The organism is Intestinibaculum porci, assembly GCF_003925875.1.
Lineage (GTDB): Bacteria > Bacillota_I > Bacilli_A > Erysipelotrichales > Coprobacillaceae > Intestinibaculum > Intestinibaculum porci.
In genome coordinates this window covers 17094-37127 of record NZ_AP019309.1, presented here as the reverse complement: position 1 = coordinate 37127, position 20034 = coordinate 17094, and the positions used below count along the sequence as shown (strand labels likewise).

The window sequence follows — 20034 nt, the reverse complement described above, 5'->3', positions numbered from 1 at the left end:
TTCGCCTCATTATAGATTTGTTCAAACATGTATCCTGTTGTTATGATATATGTGTTAAATATCTAAAGCTGCATGATAGCCCCAGTAAACAGCATTAGTAATTGTGGATACTTTAGCAGCATCCCCCACAACCCGGACATAAGGGGCACTATTCATCAGCTCTTCAACGGTTTTTGTTGTCGAACGCTGGCCTAAAGCGCAAATGACGGATGTGCCTTTGACAAGAACATTCTTTCCTTCTGAGCCGACACATTCAATGCCTTCAGAAGTGACCTTAACACCTTTTAATCCCGTATGAACATGCACATATTTATTGACTTGAGCCAATAATAATAGACGATGACGGACGTTCGCATCAGGAGCTAATTCGTCTCTCATTTCTACTAATTCGACGTTTTTGCCTTCCATTCCTAAATGAATCGCACATTCACAGCCGGCAAGACCACCGCCAAAGACAACAACCTGATCAGTCACCTTTTCTTTTTCCTTATAGTAGTTATTGACAATAACCACATTGTCTCCGTCAAGACCAGGGATTGGCGGAACTAATGGCGTTGATCCAGAAGCAATAATAAGTGCATAAGGATTTTCTTTTTCAACGACTTCTTTCGTCGCTAAGGTATTCATCTTAAAGGTAACGCCGGCTTTCTTAGCTAACAGTTCATATGTACCTGAAAGTTCATACATTTCATGTTTGAATGGAAGAGCCTGTTCACTTCTTAAGATGCCGCCGACTTCCTTTTCTTTTTCAAAAAGGACGACATCATGACCGCGACGGGCCGCTGTATAAGCTGCGTATAATCCGCCAGGACCTCCACCGACAACAACAACTTTACGTTTGACTGGTGCCAGGGTGATTTCGTCACCTTCAAGTTCACGGCCAATCAATGGGTTCACTGTGCAGCGACGTGTTGATGTCGCGGCTCTTTCTGCCATACAGGTAAAGCAGCGTAAACATTTGACGATTTCTTCTGGACGATTTTCAACGACTTTACGTGGTAAGAATGGATCCGCTAATAGTGCTCTCGCCATATAAACAATATCAGCCTTCCCACTGGCAATGATTTCTTCTAACTGGGCGGGATCATTTAACCCACCAATTGTGGCAACGGGTTTTGAAACATGTTTCTTGATTTCCGCTGCTAAGAAGACGTTACGGCCATGTTCTTCGAACATTGAAGGATGGGTAATCCCAAAAGTCTTCTGATACGTTCCTGCAGAAACATGAATGATATCAACATAAGGTTCAATCATTTTGGCGATTTCTACACCATCTTCTAAGCCATATCCCCCTTCGACAAATTCACTGCCGCTCATGCGGAATTCAATGGGAAAATAAGGACCAACTGCTTCACGTACGGATTTTAAAACACGAATCGCAAAACGACAGCGATTTTCTAGTGATCCGCCATATTCATCTTCACGATGGTTAAATAATGGTGAAAAGAACTGGTTAATCAGCCAGCCGTGACCACCATGAATCATGATCATTTCAAAGCCAGCACGTTTCGCTAAGCCTGCCACATGACCATAAGCTTTAACGATTTCAGTAATCATCTCTTCATCTAAAGCTTTTACTTTAACCCCATCAGCTCTTGTAGTATCACATGGTCCATACTGAACAAGTTCATGTTGTCTTGTTTTATCTGTCATGTATGTCCCGGCAAACATGCCTGAATGAGAAAGTTCTAATGAAGGGATCGCGCCATGTCTTCTGATGGCATCAGCTGTATATGTAGCCCCTGCTAAAGAGTTTAAAATAGATTCATCAAGACGGTAAGCATGAGAGCCATCTGTTTTATGCACCATACATTCAGAAACAGTAACGGCCGCAGCTCCGCCTTTCGCACGTAATTCATAGAAAGCTGTTGATTTAGGACCGATACAGCCATCATTGGTAATATCCGTACCGCCCATTGGCGCTGAGAACATACGATTTCTAAATGTTGTTCGTCCTATCGTAATAGGACTTGTGAGATGTTTATATTGTCTTTCCATTAGTGATTTCCTCCTTCAGTTTTATTAAGCACAACTCGATATAAGAATGTCAGAATAATACCAGCAATATCAAAAACGAGAGCAATTAAGAAAGCGCGCTGATAAGCCCCATCTGCCGCAAAGATACTACGCATAACCGAAGGACCAAAATATCCTGCTAAAGCAAAGCCGATAAACATAATACCGTAGTTTACTGAGTTATTTTTAGCGCCAAAACGGTCAACTGTAAAGCCTGGGAAAACGCCCATAAATGAACCAAAGCAAATGCCAACGACCGCAATTCCAAGATAAAATAAAGCAACGGTGCCTTGATGGCATAAATAAAGCGCTCCCAAACCAAACATTGAAAGAACCAAGGCTCCCGCTAACGTATTAATGCGACCAATACGATCGGAAATAAAACCGGCTGCAATTCTTCCTAAAACGTTGAATAAAGCTAAAACAGAAACAGCTAAAGCAGCGCTGGCTGGAACCATCCCAATCATATTCATCGCGACGCCACTGGCCTGTGAGATGATCATCATGCCTGAGAAAGCCCCACAAGTTAAGGTCAGAATCATGATATAGAAGATTGGTGTTTTTAACATTTCTTTCCAGTTTTTATCATGAGCACTACTTTTGACGTTTACAGGTGGTGTCCATCCTTCAGGAACGAAGTCATTAGGACATGGCTTTAAGAATAATGCTGAACCACAAACAATCACTAAGAATACGATCCCAATAATTTTAAAAGCCATCGTGACATCAGTTGCTGCCACGATTGCAGTAACAACTGGTGGCAGAATGACTGAGCTTAAACCATAAATCCCTGTTGTGATCCCACCAATAAGCCCACGTTTATCCTGAAAAAACTTAACAGCAGTAGAAATGGTACTGCCATAAGCCATGCCTAAGCCAAGGCCGCTAATAATACCATACGTTAAAACCAGCATACCAACTGAATGCACAAAGCCTGATGCTATTAAGCCTAAACCGAACATCAGCCCGCCAGTAAAAATGACGGCCTTAGGACCAAACTTATCATTAAAGAACCCACCACTGATCATTGTGATTGGTCCTACTGCATTGGCAATCGTATAAACGATCGCCAGATCCCCAGTGGTAAGCGTATGATGTGCAAATTTTGTTAAATGCTCTGCCATTGGTGTGGCAAAGACACTCCAGGCATAAATGGAGCCTAAGCATAGGTTTATAAGGCAGCACAATACCAAATAAATCCATCTTTTCTTTGTCAGATTCATAATATTTCTCCTTGTTGTGATAAATTGAACGTGATGATAATACTATATAATTAAAGACATGTCAATATTTACACATAATTTTTTGTAAACCTTTACATAAAAATATTTTTAGATCTAACAAAGTAAAGTAAAAATGTCGGACTAGCCGACACCCTAAAACGTACAATAGATTGTATAATGCATGAATAGAAATAAAAATGGTCTGATGCTTTGTCGTGATCACGCTTTGCAGGAAATATTCAGCCCTTTTTTTAACAAAAGATAATTGATCCATTCATTCTGACGCTTTATGGTGAGTAAAATCTTTGAAGAAGGTAAGAATGTCTTGTGGCAGATCATGCACTTGGAGCAATTATAAATGAAAGTTGTGATCGACAAGAGTTCTCCCACGCTAAAAAAGCGTTAAATAATTTTTAACGCTCTTCAGTCATATTTAATTAGTGGTAATGTTCGTCAAGAAGATAAAAAACATAATCGATTAAGTATATTTGTATGATACAAATAATAAGGGTAATCGTTGCTACTATTATAGTATGTTTCGTGAAGCTCATCAAATAAAAGTAAAAAACGACTGTAATCAACATCATAAGTGATTTAAGAGCGCGATCATGTACTTGACGATGACATATCATATTCCAAATTTTTTTCATATCAATTATCCTTTCAATATTGGGTTACTATAAATAGCTATTTCTATATAATAGAATGCCTTTATTTCATCACGAATGCAAGATAATAAGTATGAACGGTCAAAAAAATGCTTTTAATTTAGAATCAAAGCAAATAACTTAATCATCATTGCTTCGCGCTAAATTTAGTACATAATTAAGACACAAGAAAGAAGCTGATATTATGCAGATTATTCCTATGCGTGACTTAAAAAATACAGTTGAACTAGAACGCCTTTGTACTGAAGAAAACGGCCCTGTTTTTGTAACTAAAAACGGATATCGACGTTTAGTTGTTATGGACATTGATTATTATGAGAGAACTATGCGAAAAATGATTGAAGCTAAAGAAATTCTCGATGGACTTGAGGATATCAAATTAGGGCGCACGGTGGATGGAAATAAAGCAATCAGTGATTTAAAGAGTAAGTATGGAATCTAGCTTTCAATATCGGTTGACATGAAAAGCTAAAGCAGATTTAGACCATATCGCACCGTTTATTGCAATAAATTTATCAAATCCCCAAGCAGCTTCTAAGTTTGTAGATCATTTGTATAATACTATTGAAGATGTATGTTCTTTTCCTGAAAACGGGACAATAATTGATGATACATATATTTCTAACGAGAAGGTAAGAATGAAAATAGATCAATATAATGAATAGGCTGTGATATTCGTAAGCGTTAGATTAAATATCCACACTTCCTCTTTTTTCCCATCGATGACACACTATTTTTGTGTCAAATTGTGTCATTCTCGCCAAGAATACAACAAATTTGTTATTGATAGAAAAAAATCAGACAAATATTTATGATAAACAAAAAAATCTCGGAAAATCCGAGATTGAATAGGCATATGGTGGAGATGAGGGGAATCGAACCCCTGTCCAAAAGCCGTCCCATATTAAGCTTCTACAGTTTATCCTGTCGAATAGATTTAAGTAAGCTACGATCCACAGGCAGTCTTTCACTTACCGATTCTCAAGATTTTCGAGTACGTACGCGAGACAACGCACGCACCTTATCTCACTAGGTTATAGTACAGGGATCTTCGAGTATGAGATCTCAAAGGCCTGCATTCGCGAGTCTATGTCGACTACTAAGCGAAAGCGTAATTTGTTCTGTTTCCAGATATTTGTTGGTGAGTTTAACGTACTCCTACGACTGCGACTTAATTCAAACTGACCCCTGTCGAATCCAAGACATCCCCGTTAATAAGCATTTTTCAATGCTTTATCGATATCTCGCTTCATGTCTTTTTCTTTTAAAGACTGGCGTTTGTCATAATTCTTTTTCCCTTTGGCGAGGGCAATTTCTAATTTTGCCTTCGACGTATTAAAGTATACCTTAAGAGGGACAATTGTCAAACCCTCCTGCATAATTTCTTTTTGTAATTTACGAATTTCTTTTTTATGCAGGAGGAGCTTTCTTATTCTGCGAGGATCCACATTAAAGATGTTTCCCTCTTTGTAAGGAGCAACGTACATGTTCTCAATATAAGCTTCACCATCTTTGATTCTTATAAAAGAATCCTTTAAGTTACATGAACCGCGGCGAATAGATTTAATTTCTGTTCCTTTGAGTTCAATGCCAGCTTCATAGGTTTCTAAAATAAAGTAATCATGTCTGGCTTTCTTATTTTGAGCTACAATGTTCATAACGCTTATCTCCTTCTTTTCTTATTATACTTCTTATTTTTTCTTTCTCTACTGTTATGACCATATTTTTTCTCATTTCCATATATTTTTTTCTTATGGAAATGGCTTCTATGATCTTCCTGTGTGGTTAATTTTTTACGTTTGATTTTCGTTGTAGAAATGACACTGAAATCAACACGTTTTTCCATCTTATCAACATCTAAAACCGTAACTTTAACCTTATCACCTAAACGATACTGTTTAGCGGTTCTTTCACCAACTAACATCATCTGATCTTCAATGAAGTTATAGTAATCATCGGCCATGTTGTTCATATGAACAAGTCCTTCAATGGTATTAGGCAGTTCTACAAAGAAGCCAAAGCTGGTAACTGAAGAGATCACCCCTTCAAAGGTTTCACCAATATGTTCTTCCATGTATTCTGCTTTCTTCATATCATCAACATCATATTCCGTATCGACCGCTACACGTTCACGCATTGATGACTGCTCCGCTAAGTATGGAATTAATTCATCAAAGTGTTTGATGCGATCCATTTTTTTATCAAAAAGGAAGGTTCTAATCAAACGATGGACTAATAAATCCGGGTAACGACGAATTGGTGAGGTAAAGTGGGTATAGAATTCATCTGCTAAACCAAAGTGTCCTAAACACTGAGCATCATAACGTGCTTTCTGCATACATCTTAACAATAATGTTGCGATGACAGTATGTTCTGGACGACCAATCGATTCATCAACGACGCGTGCTAATTCATGTGGTGTAACATGATCTAAGGAGCCATGAATGGTATAACCTAATGGTCTGGCAATAGAAATAAACTGTCTTAATTTCTTTTCCTTTGGATATTCATGAACACGGTAAATAAACGGTAAGTCCATCCATTTAAAATGTTCGGCAACGGTTTCGTTCGCACAAAGCATGAACTCTTCAATGAAGTGTTCTGATTCACCGCGCTGTCTTAAAGTGATGTCTTCAACATGACCATTTTCATCAACTAAGATCTTGGCTTCATTGGTATCAAAGTCAATAGCCCCGCGTTTCTTACGTTTTTCATGTAAGATGCCGGCAACTTCTTTCATTAAGAAGAATAAGTCTTTAGCATCACGATATTCTGGTAAATCTTCACCATTAATAATACGATTGACATTATTGTATGTCATGCGGTGATTAGAATGAATAACGGTTGGTAAGATCTTATGATCCACTACTTTTCCCTTTTCATCTAATTCCATAATACATGAAATAGTATAACGATCCACGCCTTCATTTAAGGAACAGATCCCATTGGATAATTTATGTGGCAGCATTGGAATGACGCGATCGACTAAATAGATCGAAGTCCCTCTTTTGACTGCTTCTTTATCTAACGGGGTATTTTCTCTGACATAATAAGAGACATCAGCGATATGAACACCTAATTCATAATGCCCATTATCTAACTTTCTTAATGAGATGGCATCATCTAAGTCTTTGGCATCATCACCATCGATCGTCACAATAAAGGTATCTCTTAAATCCACTCGATTCTTTAAATCATTTGGATCGATTTCATCAGGAATATTCTTTTCGATATATTCATAGACTTCATCAGGGAAATCAATGGTAATGTCATGGGCTTTAATAATTGAGAGAATATCGACTCCAGGATCATTTTTATGGCCTAAGATTTCAATGATATCCCCTTTTAACTGAGGCTTGTATGTTTTGATTTCCACAACGACTTTATGTCCTGGCATCGCCCCATGGGCATGGGCGGCATCCACGAAGATCTTCTTATGGAATCGTGGATCATCGGTTTCGACATATAAATCTTTACGGCCGGATTTCACTTCTCCGACATATTTATTAGAGCCTCTTTCTAAGACTCTGACGATTAAGGCTTCTTCTTTATCACCTTTTTGTTTATTCAGTTTCTGAATTAAAACTGTATCACCATTAAACGCATCTTTAATATTCTTTTCATTGATATAGAATTCACGTTTCTCATCAATTTTCACAAAACCGAAACCTTTACGGTTGACACTTAATACGCCTTTAAAGAAGTTCAGCTGATCTAATAAATAATATCGGTTATTGCGATCTCTGATGATCAGACTCTCATCTTCCATGGCATTCATCAGTTTGACGAAGTTCACAAAATCATCGGTGTTTTCATCCTGATGTAAAGCATGGGCGATTTCGTTGATGGAACGGGCCTGATACTTCCGATCAGCTAATAGTTTTAATACTTCTTCCTGCATACTTCTCACTTCCTTTCCAAAAAAAATAGAGCACTGTGTGCCCTATTAACTACCCATTCTAATCAGTATTGCAAGTACGAAGAATGCGATGCCTAAGCCGATTGTAATTCTCGTGAGCACTAAATCAATGCCACGTTCCTTTTGCTGAGCAAAGAGGTTAGAGCTTTGACCAGTTAAGGCACTTACGATATCTTCCGTCTTACCTGTCTGTAATAAGCAAACAATAATGAGGGCTACTGATACGATTATTAATAAAATTTTTAACATCTGACAAGCCTCCTTTTTTAGAATATTTTATACACAAGCGTTAGTATAATATCATAATGACCTGGTAATTACAACTTATTTCGCTATTAGGGGGCTTCTACTCATATTATACCACCAAAAATGTGAAATGAATGTAAAGGGATGTTAAGATACAAAAAAGCAGGAAGAACACTTCCTACTCAATTACCTGCATCGTATCGGTCGCCACGACACTGATGCGGTTATCTTTATTAATTAAGGTAATCATGACCGTAATCCCATTACTATTAATAATCGGATTATGACGATTAAACTTTAAGGTTAAGGTAACATCATAATACTTATAATCTTCCAGACCGCTTAATTCAAAGTCTGAACGGTCAGCCTGATCAATCGTATAAGAGGTCACTTCAATATCATTTTGCTGATTAGCGATTAAAGTATTCGCATTTTTATAATACTCTTGTTTCGCATAGTTTTTAAATGCTGTGAGACGGGATTTATAGAAGAAATCAGTTCCGCCAATGACATTCTTATCCTTATTGGATAAAGTGTAGTAATCCGCCGCGAAGTAAGCCGCAATATACTTGCCTAACTCTAAGGTGACATTATTTTGATTTTTGGTAATGTCTTTATAAATTGTCTTTTCCAGTTTGGTTGGATCAGAATTCAGTTTATAAATAATCTCAGGATGTTTAGGCGCCTCTTTGGCCTGTTTCTGATAATAGTAATAGCTTGTTCCCCCGCCAACTACTAAGCATAAGCAAAGGATTGCAAGAATTCTTTTGGTATGTTTTTTTATAAAACGTCGATATGGCTCTGACTCCTTGATCTTTGGCAGTTTATCACTCTTCACAAAGATATTGATAATCGTTAATACCGGTTTATATTTTCTTGAAATCATATCCGTTATTTCAATGAATAACTCAAAGATAAACAGGAATAACAGGAAAAGACCTAAGGCTCTTAACGGATGACGCTGAGACATATATGAGATCAGTGAGAATAAAATAGTAACCCCATAAAGAATCAGGACACTCTTTGTCTGACCAAGGTTTAAACGAATCATCAGCTGATGATGTAAATGACCACGATCGGCTTCATCAAAGTGTTTATGATTCACCTTACGACGGACAATGGCAATAATCGTATCCGCCATAGGCACCGTTAAAACGACAATGGGTGCTGACAATGTAAAGAATGTTGAGGTCTTATAGCCATACCCGAGTAAGGATATAACAGAAATCATATAACCGATAAATAAAGCACCGCAGTCCCCCATAAAGATCTTAGCGGGGTGAAAGTTATAAACCAGAAAGCCGCCAATGGCGCCTGCTAAAATCATTGATAATGAGGCAATATCAAAGCGTCCTGAACGGATTGATGACATCGTAATCGTTAATAAGACAATGATCGATATACCAGCACATAAACCATCTAAGCCATCAATCAGATTGATGGCATTGGTAATACCAACAATCCATAAGATTGTAATGACAATGGCAATGGCGTAAGACAGGTTTGTAGGAATATACGGAATCGTAAAATCCTTTAGCGAGATGCCGCCATAAAAGATGACGACACAGGCAGCCGCAATCTGTCCTAGCAGTTTAAGCTTGGGCGGTAAATCATGAATATCATCATAAAAACCAGTCAGAAAGATAATCAGTCCTCCAATAAGCATGGAGTTAATCTGATTATCGGTCTTCAGGAAAAACGCTGCCGTTAAAATAAAAGATACATAAATAGCATAACCACCAGTTCTTGGAATAATTCCATGGTGAATCGTTCTTTTATTTGTATGAGCGATAATGCCTAGCTGTTTGGTCGCTTTCCCGACGATGGGGACAAGAATCAATGAGATTAAAAAAGCAACACCAAAAGAAAGAATGAAAGTGAAATTCATGGCATTCTCTCCTTTATGGAGTCATTATAACGTAATTAATGCGAAAATAACACATAATATGAAAATAACCTAACCAGAATAAAGACTCATGTTATAATTTTCGAAAACGAAAGGAGTCTATTTATGCATGAATTAGGAATTTCTGTCTACCCAGAGAAAGAAAATTTAGAAGAAACTTACCACTATATGGCATTAGCTGCTCACTACGGCTATACCCGTATCTTTACCTGCCTGTTATCCGTTGATGAATCCAAAGAAAAGATTATGAAAGACTTTAAAGCATTCATGGACAAAGCTCATGAACTCGGCTTCAAAGTTGCGGTTGATACCAACCAGCGCGTCTTTAAACATTTAGGAGCTAATTATGATGATCTCTCGCCATTTAAAGAAATGGGCGTCGATATCATTCGCCTGGATGAATCTTTTGGTTTTGATGGTGATGTCACTATCACTCATAACCCAGAGCATATTATGATTGAATTCAATGCCTCCATGAATCCTGGTGTCGATGTCCTTATTAAAGGCGGTGCCAATGTCAATCAGATGACTGTCTGTCATAACTTCTTTCCGGAACGTTATTCCGGTTTAGACTGGCAGTTCTTTAATCAGATGAATACCTTCTGGAAGTCATTAAACTTACATACGGCTGCCTTTGTCTCTAGTCAGGAGAAAGATACCCATGGCCCTTGGAATGTCTTCTGCGGTCTGCCAACCTGTGAAGATATGCGTAATTTGCCGATTGATTTACAGGGGCGCTATTATTTTGCGACCGGTTTAGTGGACGATGTCATTATTGGCAATGCCTTTGCGAGTGAAGAAGAATTAAAAGCTTTAGCTTCCATTGCACGCGATCAAGTCACGTTAAAGATGGATGAAGAGAAGACGATCACTGATATTGAAAAAGCAATTGTCTATGATTATACCCCTCACTGGACCCGCTTTGATGCTTCTAGCTACTTCTTAAGAAGTTCGATGGTTCGCCTGCTCTATAAGGATCAGTCCATTCCTTATGTGCCTTATGAGAAAGATCATTTCTCGAAAGGCGATGTCCTTATTGTCAATGATAACCTAGCCCACTACCGCGGGGAATTGGAAATAGCTTTACGTGATATTCCCAATGATGGCGAACGCAACTGTGTTGGTCATATCAAAGAAGAAGAACTTGGCTTATTAGACTATATTCATCCAGGTTATCATTTCAAAATCTTAAAAGAACAGTAAAAAGTGTGTTAGAATAAGGCTTAGAAGGTGATAGAAATGCGTACACTAAAATTTGCCGTTTTAGGCATTCTAAGTCTTAAACCTATGAATGAAGAAGAAATTGGTCAAACCATCTCACAGGATATTGGCTGTTTCTGGTCTACAAAGCATATTCAGGTCATTCCTGAAATCAATCGTTTAACCAAAGAAGGACTGATCACCAAAAATCCAGATGGCTATAACATTACTCATAAAGGCAGTGCAGAACTAGATCAATGGCTCGTCAAGGATCAAGCCTTGGATAATACTGCCAAAGATATCTTCTCACTACGAATGTACTTTAGTCATCGCATGGATGATGAAAGAATCTGTGAGCTTTTGCAGAGTCAGAAGATCCAGCATGAAGCAAAGCAGAAGTTCTTGCAGGTTATTCTTCGTCAAAAATATAAATCAGGTCATCCCTCTCATGAAGAGCGAGGTTATTATCTCCTTCTCAAAGGCTCTATAGAGCGAGAAGATTTCTATGTGAACTGGTTAAATGAATGTTTAGACTATATTCAAGAAGAATCGAAAGGTCAGGATTAAGCGTCCTGACCTTTTAAAATAACTCTCTTAATTTACTGGCAACCCCATCATTGGCGACCGTATCACAAATCTGTTCTGCTAAGTCTTTGATCGCTGGAATGGCATTGCCCATCGCAATCGGATGAGCAACCGTTTTAAACATTTCCAGATCATTGGCCCCATCACCAAAACAGTAAGACTCACTTAAAGGAATATTTAACGCCTTTAACGTTTCTAAAATACCTTTTCCCTTATCAACGCCTTGGCAGCTGATTTCCCCTAAGCCCATGCCGCCATCTTCATAGAGAAAATCATAGCCTTCAGTAAGTTTAGTGATATGCGGGATCGCTTTCTGGCTTTTAAATCGTAATTCCATTTTCACCACATCATTGAGATAATCTTCTTCCTGAAAATCACGAATAAACTTTTCCGTTTCAATATTACAAGTCTTGTAGAATTCTTCCATCCAGACATATGATTTTTTCAAATATGCCTGCTTGGATGTGGCAATAATATATTCATAATCATGCGCATCAAAGTCTGCTGCAAACGCTTTGACTTTCTTTTGATCAAAAGTATGCGTGACAATATTATGATCATGATAAAGAACCTGAGCCCCATTAGCCAAAACATAACCATCAAAGCCAATGGCTTTGACATTATCTGCAATAAAGCTATAAGGACGGCCGCTGCAGATCATACAAATATGTCCCTTTTGTTGGATTTCATGAATAGCTTTGATGACATTGGGTCTAATACCCTGGGGATCGCCATCAAAGATGGTGCCATCAATATCAAAAAATAGAATACTCATAATCTTCCTCCTCCCTCTACCTTAACACAAATAATCCTTTAAAAGCTTCGTCTTCCTCATTGCGAAAAAAAACAGTAAGAATGATCTTACTGTAAGTATTCGGTATTTTCTAACATGACACCGCAGCCTTCAGCGACGCAGTTAAGTGGATGATCAGCAACAAAGACAGGGACTTTTAAACCTTGTTCCATGAACTTATCTAAGTTATGGAGAAGAGCACCGCCGCCAGTTAAGAAGACCCCTTTATTAACGATATCCGCTGATAATTCTGGTGGTGTCTGCTCTAACACCTGTTTAGCGCTAGCAAGAATCGCGGCACAAACTTCATGTAAAGCTTCTTCCACTTCCGCTTCAGAAATCTGAATTGTCTTAGGCAAACCGGTCACGATATCACGACCGCGACAGTCAACCTTGTTATCAGGATCACCATCAAATGCACAGCCAATCTGCATCTTTACATGTTCAGCTGTTGAATCCCCAATGAGGAGTTTATATTTATCTTTCACGTATTTGACGATTTCACTGTCCATCCGGTTACCCGCTATTTTTAATGACTGCGAGGTCACGATATCTCCTAATGATAAGACCGCTACATCAGTGGTTCCCCCACCAATATCGACAACCATATTGCCGGAAGGTTTAGAAATATCTAAGCCGGCGCCAATGGCTGCCACTTTAGGTTCTTCTTCAATGTAAACACGCTTTGCCCCACAGCGTAATGCCACATCCTGAATGGCACTTTTTTCAATGGACGTAATATTGCTTGGGCAGCAAATCAGGATGACTGGTCGTGAGAATAGACCTTTTAAATTTAATTTATTAATAAAGTGAGTTATCAATATTTCAGTGATCTGAAAGTCAGCGATCACACCATCTTTCAAGGGTCGAATCGCCTTTAGACGACCAGGGGTTTTCCCTAACATTTCACGGGCTTCTTCACCAACAGCAACTGGTTTATTCGTTTCGGTATTAATGGTGACAACACTAGGTTCGTTGACAACGATCCCTGTCCCCTTTAAATAGATCAGGATATTGGCAGTGCCCAGATCGATGCCAATTTCTTTTGATAAACTCATATTATTTTCCTCCTCTAAGCATTTAATATTGTAAGCTTTTTATTTATATTATTCAAGCGATATTTATGCTTCCCAGCCTAAATAGGAAAATTTAAGATTTTTTTAATAAAATGACCATGTTCCGAAGTTTAAAATGAATGATGCAAACAAATAAGCTAAGCCCACTGAGGCTACTAAATAAAAAACATAAAACTCCCGCATATGACCTTTACGAATAAATCGATCAAAATGAAAACATGATAATCCATACATTGATAGCATCACTGAGACAATATATACAGTAATATTGACGGCTTTATAAATCATTTTACAACACTCCTTTTCTTAGCTCTCTTTAGCTATTATAATATAATTACTATAAAATCATAGTACATGAAAGGAGAACTCTTATGAATATCAGAAAAGCAGAAATGAAAGATATCAAGGGTATTGTTCGCCTGATCGATCAGGCCAAAGCTTATTTCAAAGAAAATGGTATTGATCAGTGGCAGGACGGCTATCCTAACGAAGATGTCATCCGCAATGATATCAGCTTAGGTCATAGTTATGTCTTAATCGATCAAGATCAGATTATTGGTACTTTCTATTATGCAATTCAGGAAGAATCAAGCTATCAGGACATCCGCAATGGTTCATGGCACACTTCTTCCCCTTATGCAGTCGTTCATCGCATTGTCGTGGACAATACGATCAAAGGTCATGGCTACGCCAAAGCTATGATGGATTATGCCTGCCATCAAACATTACAGCAGGGACTTTCTAGCATCCGTATCGATACTCATAAGGATAATCTTTCCATGCAGCGTTTCCTTCAGAAAAACGGTTTCCAATACTGTGGGGACATCACCTTACAAAGCGGTGCGCCAAGAATTGCTTTCGATAAGATTTTATAGTCGAAAGGAATGATATCATGAAAAAATGGATGATGCTCATTCTTGTCTTCACCTTGCTTAGCAGCTCCTTAGTTGATAGCCATGGCGAAGACTTTGCGAAAAAAGAAGATCATTACATTAAACTTTGCTCATCATCTTTAACATTATCACACAAAAAAACATGTCAGTCATTTAATGACTACTTAAAAAAGAAAAATGCGACCTTGGCCAAGTCAATTAGCAGTCAGGAAAGTGATCTCAAGAAAACTAAGTCAAATTTAAAATCGATTGCGAAAAAAATCAACACCTTAGAAGATAAGATTGTCAAACTGGAAAATGAAATTCATTATATTGAATCTTCGATTACCAAGTTGCAGACCCAAATCAATCATAAGAACACTTTAATTGGCAAACGTCTCTATGCGATGCAGTCAGTCTATAATTCTGATTCCTATATCACTTATGTCTTTACCGCAAAGACATTGCCTGACATCTTTTCAAGAGTCGCCTCCCTCACCCAGCTCACGAGCTATGAGGAAGATCTTGAAGAAGAAATTCAGGGACATCAGAAAGAACTCAAAACACAGCGCGCTTCGCTAACAAGCACGCAGGCTGCTTTAACATTAAAAAAAGCAGAAGCGAAAAAACTCCAGGCGCGTGCTGTTAAGCTCAAAGCCAAACAGGAGCTTGCTCTTTCCAAAGCTAAAGACAACAAAGACAAACTCACCGCTGCCCAGGCTTCCATCAACGCTTCCTTAGAAGCAATGATCAGCAGTGATACGACTTCAACAGTGAATTACACTGGCGGAGTGGGCGAAGGCAGTGAAACCGGCAAGAAGATTGCCTCCACTGCTTTAACGAAGCTCGGTGCCCGTTACTGGTGGACCAAAACCGGACCTGATTATTTTGACTGTTCCGGCTTTGTCTACTGGGTTCATAACAAAGCTGGCATCAGCGTTCCCCGCATGACGGCCGCCGGCTATTCTAAAGCTGGTCTACCCGTCTCCGCTGCGTCCTTATCCGCTGGTGATATTATCACCTTTACTTATGGATCTGGCGTTAGTCATGTCGGTATTTATCTCGGTAATGGCAAGTTTGTCCATGCCTCTGGGAAAGGCAGCGGCACTGTTGGTCAGGATCCAAATCAATGCGTTAAAGTCTCTAGTTTATCAGGACGCTGGCTCAGCTATGTATACAACTATCGTCGTCTCTATTAGTGGAATCTGAGGATTCCACTTTTTGCATAAAAAAGAGTATCACCCTTTATGATACTCTTCATACACTTTATTCTTGTTAATCTTTCTGATCTTAGCAACTTCTTTAATGGCATCTTTGGCGGACATACCTTCATCGACAAACTGCTGAACATGCTCTTTGATCGTTGTCTCAAAGACTTCCTCAACCGTTTCTTCTTTAGCGCCTTCGACAACTAAAACCATCTCGCCTTTTAAATCGCCAGCGATCTCTAAGATCTCACTGATTCGGCCACGAATGATTTCTTCATGACGCTTCGTTAATTCACGGCATAACGACATTTGACGATCCCCTAAGATCTCTAACATCAGATTTAAAGTCTTAGTAATGCGATGAGGTGCCTCATAGAAGATGATCGTTACCATCTGGTGTTTCAGCTTCTCTAATTCCTTTTTCTTGGTTTTATTGTCATGCGCTAAAAAGCCATAAAACAGGAATGGCTGCGGGGCAATACCTGATACTACTAAGGCATCCAAAGCCGCATTGCAGCCAGAGATAGGTACGACATTGTAATGCTTGGCAATGGCTTCTTTGACAATCTCATAGCCCGGATCACTGATCGCCGGATAACCAGCATCACTGACAATGGCTACATCTTCCCCTTCTTCTAATAAAGAGAGAATTTTTGGGATTGCCACATTGAGGTTATGTTCGTGATGAGAAATCAGCTTCGCACTGATTTCAAAGTGGTTACAGAGCTTGACAGTATTGCGGGTATCTTCCGCTGCGATATAGTGTACCTGATGTAATACCTCTAAAGCTCGCGATGTCATTTCTGATAAGTTACCGATCGGTGTAGGCACTAAATATAACGTTGCCCGATCATTTTCAAAACTCTTTTGTCTATACATTTTTCTCTCCAAAATATTTCTGGATTTCATCCGTGTAATGATTATCCTCTTTATGCGTATAAAGCGGTGCTTCAATGGTGAGTCCAGTTCTTCCTTTCTTGACACCTTCAATCAGGAACGTATCGCAGTTACGTCCCATCTTTGGATAGACGAGACGTAAACGTTTCGGTTCAATATCATACTTTTGCATTAAGTTCATCGTTTCAATCAAACGGTCCGGACGATATACCATCGCTAGACGACCACTGTTTTCTAACATATGCGACGCACATTTAATAATCTCTTCGAGGGTAATCATTGTCTCATGGCGAGCAATTGTCAGATACTTTGACTCATTGACATTTGAACGTTCCCCTAATTTAAAAAATGGCGGGTTGCAGACAATCAGTTTGACTGGTTTATGAACATAAGCAAAATGCTTAATATCATCATGAACGATTTCCACCTGATCTTCTAAATGATTAATCGCAATATTTCTTTTAGCCAATTCGACCGCTTCTTCCTGAATCTCAACACCGATAATTTTCTTTTTTGTCCGCGTTGAGAGAATCAGCGGAATAGCCGCATTGTTGGTACCAAAGTCAACAATGCAGTCCACCCCTTTCGTAATCTGGGCAAAATGGGCAAGTAAGACCGTATCGAGCGAAAAGGTAAACATATCCGTTCGCTGGATAATCGTCATGTGTTCATAAGCTAATAAATAATTAGTGACTTCGTTCTTCATGGCGATTTCCTTTGCGTCGGTTATTTCTTGGCTTATGGTTATTGGTATTCGTATTGCTGGTATTACGCGCATGGTTATTGCGGTTGCTGGCGTGGGCCTTCTTATTCGCTGGACGACGTTTTGGTCGTTCATTCTTTTCGCCTTCTGCTTTAGCCTTTTCCGGGCGTTTGCGACGCGGTGGTCTTTCTTCTTTTGGCTTGTCTTCCGTGCGCACTTCCTTCTTCGTTTCACCGTCTAACAGTAATTCTGGATGATTGTATTCCTCTAAAGTAATGAAAGAGATATTACCATCCTCATCAATCTTCACCAGATCACTGATGACATTGAGACCAATGACTTTGACATTATGACCGTTAAGGGTCGTTCTTGTACCAATCTTAGGGAACTTCTTTTTCAGTTCACTATAAGCGGCATCTTCATACTTCAAACAGCAGAGCAGTCGTCCGCACGCTCCTGAGATCTTATCAATATTGATCGCAAGCAGCTGATTCTTGGCCATGTTGATGGAAACCCCATCAAACTCTCCTAAGAAACTTGAGCAGCAAAGCGGCAGACCACATACGCCTAACCCACCGATAATCTTTGCTTTATCTCGCGGTCCCACCTGTCGCAATTCAATACGACATTTAAAGACACTCGCTAATTTCTTTAATAACTCTCTAAAGTCGACACGTTCATCTGCGGTATACATGAAAATGACTTTAGAAGCATCTAAGGTATATTCACAATTGATCAGGCGCATATCCAATCCTGATTCGGCAATGATCTCTTTACAGATCTTAAAAGATTTTTCCGCTTTGATCTGATTGATGCCATAGACTTCTCGATCGGCACGATTGGCTAATCTTTTAATTGGTTTGAGTTCAGTTTCTAGCTCGAACTCTTCCATCTCTTTAAGATCAAAAACCAGCTCGCCCATTTCCAGTCCTCTGATCGTTTCGACAACAACAAGGTCGCCTTTATGCAGATCAAGGGTGGTCGAGAAATAATAATACTTGCCAACATTATTAAATCTTACGGCTGCTAATCTTTCCATATTAAACTCCTTTCATCAGTTTATAGACCATACTTTCCAATAGTAATGCCAGATTGGCATTGGTATCGATGGTATAAATTGTATCTAATAATAACTCAATTTTTTCTAATAAATGGGGATCATCCTGAAAACGTTTCAAAAAATCAATATGATTCACAAAAGTGATCGACATCGAATGTTTCACGTGAAACAAGTCTCTTAATCCCAAAACGACCATATTTAAGAACATTCTGATCGTTTCCTTCTCTCCTTTGTATTTCTTCATCAGAGAGATTTCTAAATTAATAAGCAGGTTTGATGGATTCGTATATAAGTCTTCAATGAAGTTCAGGGCATAGACTTTGACATCACGATAGACTTCACTATCCTGATTAGCAAGACATTCCTTTTCCGAGCCAAACAGCTGTGAGAGAATGCGGGCATCCTCATCCGTGATTCCTTCACTTGCCAGATTCATGCGAATGCTTTCTTTTGATTCCGGCAAAAGATGAATCACCTGACAGCGCGACTGAATCGTTGGCAGTACTTTAGTGATGTTCTTGGTTGTCAAAATTGCATAAACACCATCAAGCGGTTCCTCTAAGAATTTCAGTAAGCTGTTCATCGCTGAGTCCGATGACTTCTCGACATTTTTTAAAATGTAGATCTTCCCCTTACCTTCTAACGATGATTTATTAAACTCATTTTGGATATATTCAATATCCTCTTTTTTAATTGATTTCTCTAAACCATCATAAGTAATCAGATCAGGGAAATTGCCATCCGCAATGCGGCGACAGTCTTCACATTCTTCACACGCTAAGTCATCCTGCTGGCAGATCATACTCTGGGCTAAAAAGAGCGTTGCCCGCTCCGTCTGATCCCCCACTAACAAATAAGCATGCGATGGCTTATGCGCCGCAAAGGACCGACTGATAATGCGATAAAAGACGCTCTGCGTCTTTTCTAAGATTTCTCTGTTTTTCATAAGCGTTCCTTCACTAATGCATACACCTGATCATACACTTCATCAGGCGAGAGTGATGCATCAATCTTACGAATACGCTGCGGAAACAACGTGCAAATTTGCAGATAGCCTTCATAAACACTTTGATGAAAAGCGAGGGACTCTAAATCTAAGCGATTGACTTCACGTTCGTTACTCATCACACGTTTGATTGCCACCTCTGGTTTCACATCAAAAAAGATTGTCAGATTAGGCAGCACGTTTTCCGTCGCAAAGAGATTCATCTGATACACTTCATCAATGCCTAAACCTCTACCGATCCCCTGATAAACAAGTGAGCTATCAATAAAGCGGTCACAGAGAACGATGCCTCCCTGCTTTAACGTTGGCAGCACTTTTTCAACGAGATGCTGCCGACGGGCCGCCGCATAAAGCAAAGCTTCCGTTTTCGCATCCATCTCCTTATTATTGACATCGACAATAACGCTGCGAATCTCTTCCGCAATTTTCACACCGCCCGGTTCACGGGTGTATGTCACTGTGTACCCTTCTTTTTCTAATTGTTTCGTGAGGCGGATTGCAGCTGTTGTTTTACCGCTGCCGTCGCCGCCTTCTAAGGTAATAAATAAACCTGCCATGAATGATACCTCCACATACGTATTATATAGAAAATACGGTTCAATATAAAGCAATTTTCTTTTTGCGTCTTAGCTGCAAAAAAGAGAAAGCTTTTTTGT

Annotated in this window: 19 protein-coding genes, 1 other RNA gene and 1 pseudogene; 6 read left to right on the top strand and 15 right to left on the bottom strand. The window is 39.1% G+C overall.

Features of this window, described 5'->3' with window-relative positions; all coding sequences use genetic code 11:
- Positions 1 to 54: 54 nt before the first annotated feature.
- A complete protein-coding gene (locus SG0102_RS00170) occupies positions 55 to 1998 on the bottom strand; it encodes an oxidoreductase (RefSeq protein WP_125118079.1) in 1944 nt (647 codons plus the stop codon).
- The gene (locus tag SG0102_RS00165) at positions 1998 to 3239 is read right to left on the bottom strand and encodes an L-lactate MFS transporter (protein ID WP_125118078.1); all 1242 of its coding nucleotides are present in this window, start codon (positions 3237 to 3239) and stop codon (positions 1998 to 2000) included. The genes SG0102_RS00170 and SG0102_RS00165 overlap by 1 nt, the downstream gene beginning before the upstream one ends.
- Before the next feature lie 852 nt (positions 3240 to 4091).
- Between SG0102_RS00165 and SG0102_RS00160 the strand changes: the two genes are divergently transcribed.
- Complete coding sequence (locus tag SG0102_RS00160) at positions 4092 to 4349, top strand: type II toxin-antitoxin system Phd/YefM family antitoxin (RefSeq protein WP_125118077.1); 258 nt, start codon at positions 4092 to 4094, stop codon at positions 4347 to 4349.
- 34 nt (positions 4350 to 4383) lie between these two features.
- Positions 4384 to 4572, top strand: a pseudogene (locus SG0102_RS15920) (hypothetical protein); the annotation flags it as partial.
- A 192-nt stretch (positions 4573 to 4764) separates the two neighbouring features.
- Here the strand turns inward: SG0102_RS15920 and ssrA are convergent.
- The 5 genes from ssrA to SG0102_RS00130 form a co-directional block, all read right to left on the bottom strand.
- Positions 4765 to 5117, bottom strand: a transfer-messenger RNA (tmRNA) gene (gene ssrA, locus SG0102_RS00150).
- Position 5118: 1 nt separating this feature from the next.
- Positions 5119 to 5565 carry an SsrA-binding protein SmpB gene (smpB, locus tag SG0102_RS00145; protein ID WP_125118076.1) on the bottom strand — a complete coding sequence of 149 codons (447 nt, stop codon included), beginning with the start codon at positions 5563 to 5565 and terminating at the stop codon, positions 5119 to 5121.
- A 5-nt stretch (positions 5566 to 5570) separates the two neighbouring features.
- Positions 5571 to 7808 carry a ribonuclease R gene (gene rnr, locus SG0102_RS00140; protein ID WP_125118075.1) on the bottom strand — a complete coding sequence of 746 codons (2238 nt, stop codon included), beginning with the start codon at positions 7806 to 7808 and terminating at the stop codon, positions 5571 to 5573.
- A gap of 45 nt (positions 7809 to 7853) precedes the next feature.
- Entirely contained in the window at positions 7854 to 8075 is a 222-nt protein-coding gene (gene secG, locus SG0102_RS00135) for a preprotein translocase subunit SecG (RefSeq protein ID WP_125118074.1), read from the bottom strand.
- A gap of 175 nt (positions 8076 to 8250) precedes the next feature.
- Positions 8251 to 9960 carry an MraY family glycosyltransferase gene (locus tag SG0102_RS00130; RefSeq protein ID WP_125118073.1) on the bottom strand — a complete coding sequence of 570 codons (1710 nt, stop codon included), beginning with the start codon at positions 9958 to 9960 and terminating at the stop codon, positions 8251 to 8253.
- Between the two features lie 123 nt (positions 9961 to 10083).
- On the opposite strand from SG0102_RS00130, the gene SG0102_RS00125 reads away from it, so the two are divergent.
- Together SG0102_RS00125 and SG0102_RS00120 are read left to right on the top strand one after the other, a co-directional pair.
- Positions 10084 to 11181 (top strand): DUF871 domain-containing protein, encoded by a 1098-nt coding sequence (locus SG0102_RS00125; protein ID WP_125118072.1) that lies wholly within the window; start codon positions 10084 to 10086, stop codon positions 11179 to 11181.
- A gap of 36 nt (positions 11182 to 11217) precedes the next feature.
- Positions 11218 to 11745, top strand: coding sequence for a PadR family transcriptional regulator (locus SG0102_RS00120; RefSeq protein WP_125118071.1), 528 nt, complete (start codon positions 11218 to 11220; stop codon positions 11743 to 11745).
- 13 nt (positions 11746 to 11758) lie between these two features.
- Here the strand turns inward: SG0102_RS00120 and SG0102_RS00115 are convergent, their stop codons facing one another.
- The 3 genes from SG0102_RS00115 to SG0102_RS00105 form a co-directional block, all read right to left on the bottom strand.
- The gene (locus tag SG0102_RS00115; protein ID WP_125118070.1) at positions 11759 to 12538 is read right to left on the bottom strand and encodes an HAD family hydrolase; all 780 of its coding nucleotides are present in this window, start codon (positions 12536 to 12538) and stop codon (positions 11759 to 11761) included.
- 86 nt (positions 12539 to 12624) lie between these two features.
- The gene (mreB, locus tag SG0102_RS00110) at positions 12625 to 13614 is read right to left on the bottom strand and encodes a rod shape-determining protein (protein WP_125118069.1); all 990 of its coding nucleotides are present in this window, start codon (positions 13612 to 13614) and stop codon (positions 12625 to 12627) included.
- A gap of 102 nt (positions 13615 to 13716) precedes the next feature.
- Positions 13717 to 13920, bottom strand: coding sequence for a DUF1146 domain-containing protein (locus tag SG0102_RS00105; protein WP_125118068.1), 204 nt, complete (start codon positions 13918 to 13920; stop codon positions 13717 to 13719).
- An 83-nt stretch (positions 13921 to 14003) separates the two neighbouring features.
- Between SG0102_RS00105 and SG0102_RS00100 the strand changes: the two genes are divergently transcribed.
- Complete coding sequence (locus SG0102_RS00100) at positions 14004 to 14507, top strand: GNAT family N-acetyltransferase (RefSeq protein WP_125118067.1); 504 nt, start codon at positions 14004 to 14006, stop codon at positions 14505 to 14507.
- A gap of 17 nt (positions 14508 to 14524) precedes the next feature.
- On the top strand, positions 14525 to 15703 hold the full coding sequence (locus SG0102_RS00095) for a C40 family peptidase (protein ID WP_125118066.1): 1179 nt from the start codon (positions 14525 to 14527) through the stop codon (positions 15701 to 15703).
- Positions 15704 to 15742: 39 nt separating this feature from the next.
- On the opposite strand, the gene rsmI is transcribed toward SG0102_RS00095, so the two are convergent.
- Genes rsmI through tmk form a run of 5 tightly spaced genes read right to left on the bottom strand, consistent with a single transcriptional unit; the run spans position 15743 to position 19935 of the window.
- Complete coding sequence (gene rsmI, locus SG0102_RS00090) at positions 15743 to 16591, bottom strand: 16S rRNA (cytidine(1402)-2'-O)-methyltransferase (RefSeq protein ID WP_125118065.1); 849 nt, start codon at positions 16589 to 16591, stop codon at positions 15743 to 15745.
- Entirely contained in the window at positions 16584 to 17315 is a 732-nt protein-coding gene (locus tag SG0102_RS00085) for a tRNA1(Val) (adenine(37)-N6)-methyltransferase (protein ID WP_125118064.1), read from the bottom strand. The genes rsmI and SG0102_RS00085 overlap by 8 nt, the downstream gene beginning before the upstream one ends.
- On the bottom strand, positions 17296 to 18351 hold the full coding sequence (gene ricT, locus SG0102_RS00080; RefSeq protein WP_125118063.1) for a PSP1 domain-containing protein: 1056 nt from the start codon (positions 18349 to 18351) through the stop codon (positions 17296 to 17298). Before ricT ends, SG0102_RS00085 begins: the two co-directional genes overlap by 20 nt.
- A gap of 1 nt (position 18352) precedes the next feature.
- Entirely contained in the window at positions 18353 to 19318 is a 966-nt protein-coding gene (locus SG0102_RS00075; RefSeq protein ID WP_125118062.1) for a hypothetical protein, read from the bottom strand.
- A complete protein-coding gene (gene tmk, locus SG0102_RS00070; protein WP_125118061.1) occupies positions 19315 to 19935 on the bottom strand; it encodes a dTMP kinase in 621 nt (206 codons plus the stop codon). The genes SG0102_RS00075 and tmk overlap by 4 nt, the downstream gene beginning before the upstream one ends.
- Positions 19936 to 20034 lie beyond the last annotated feature (99 nt).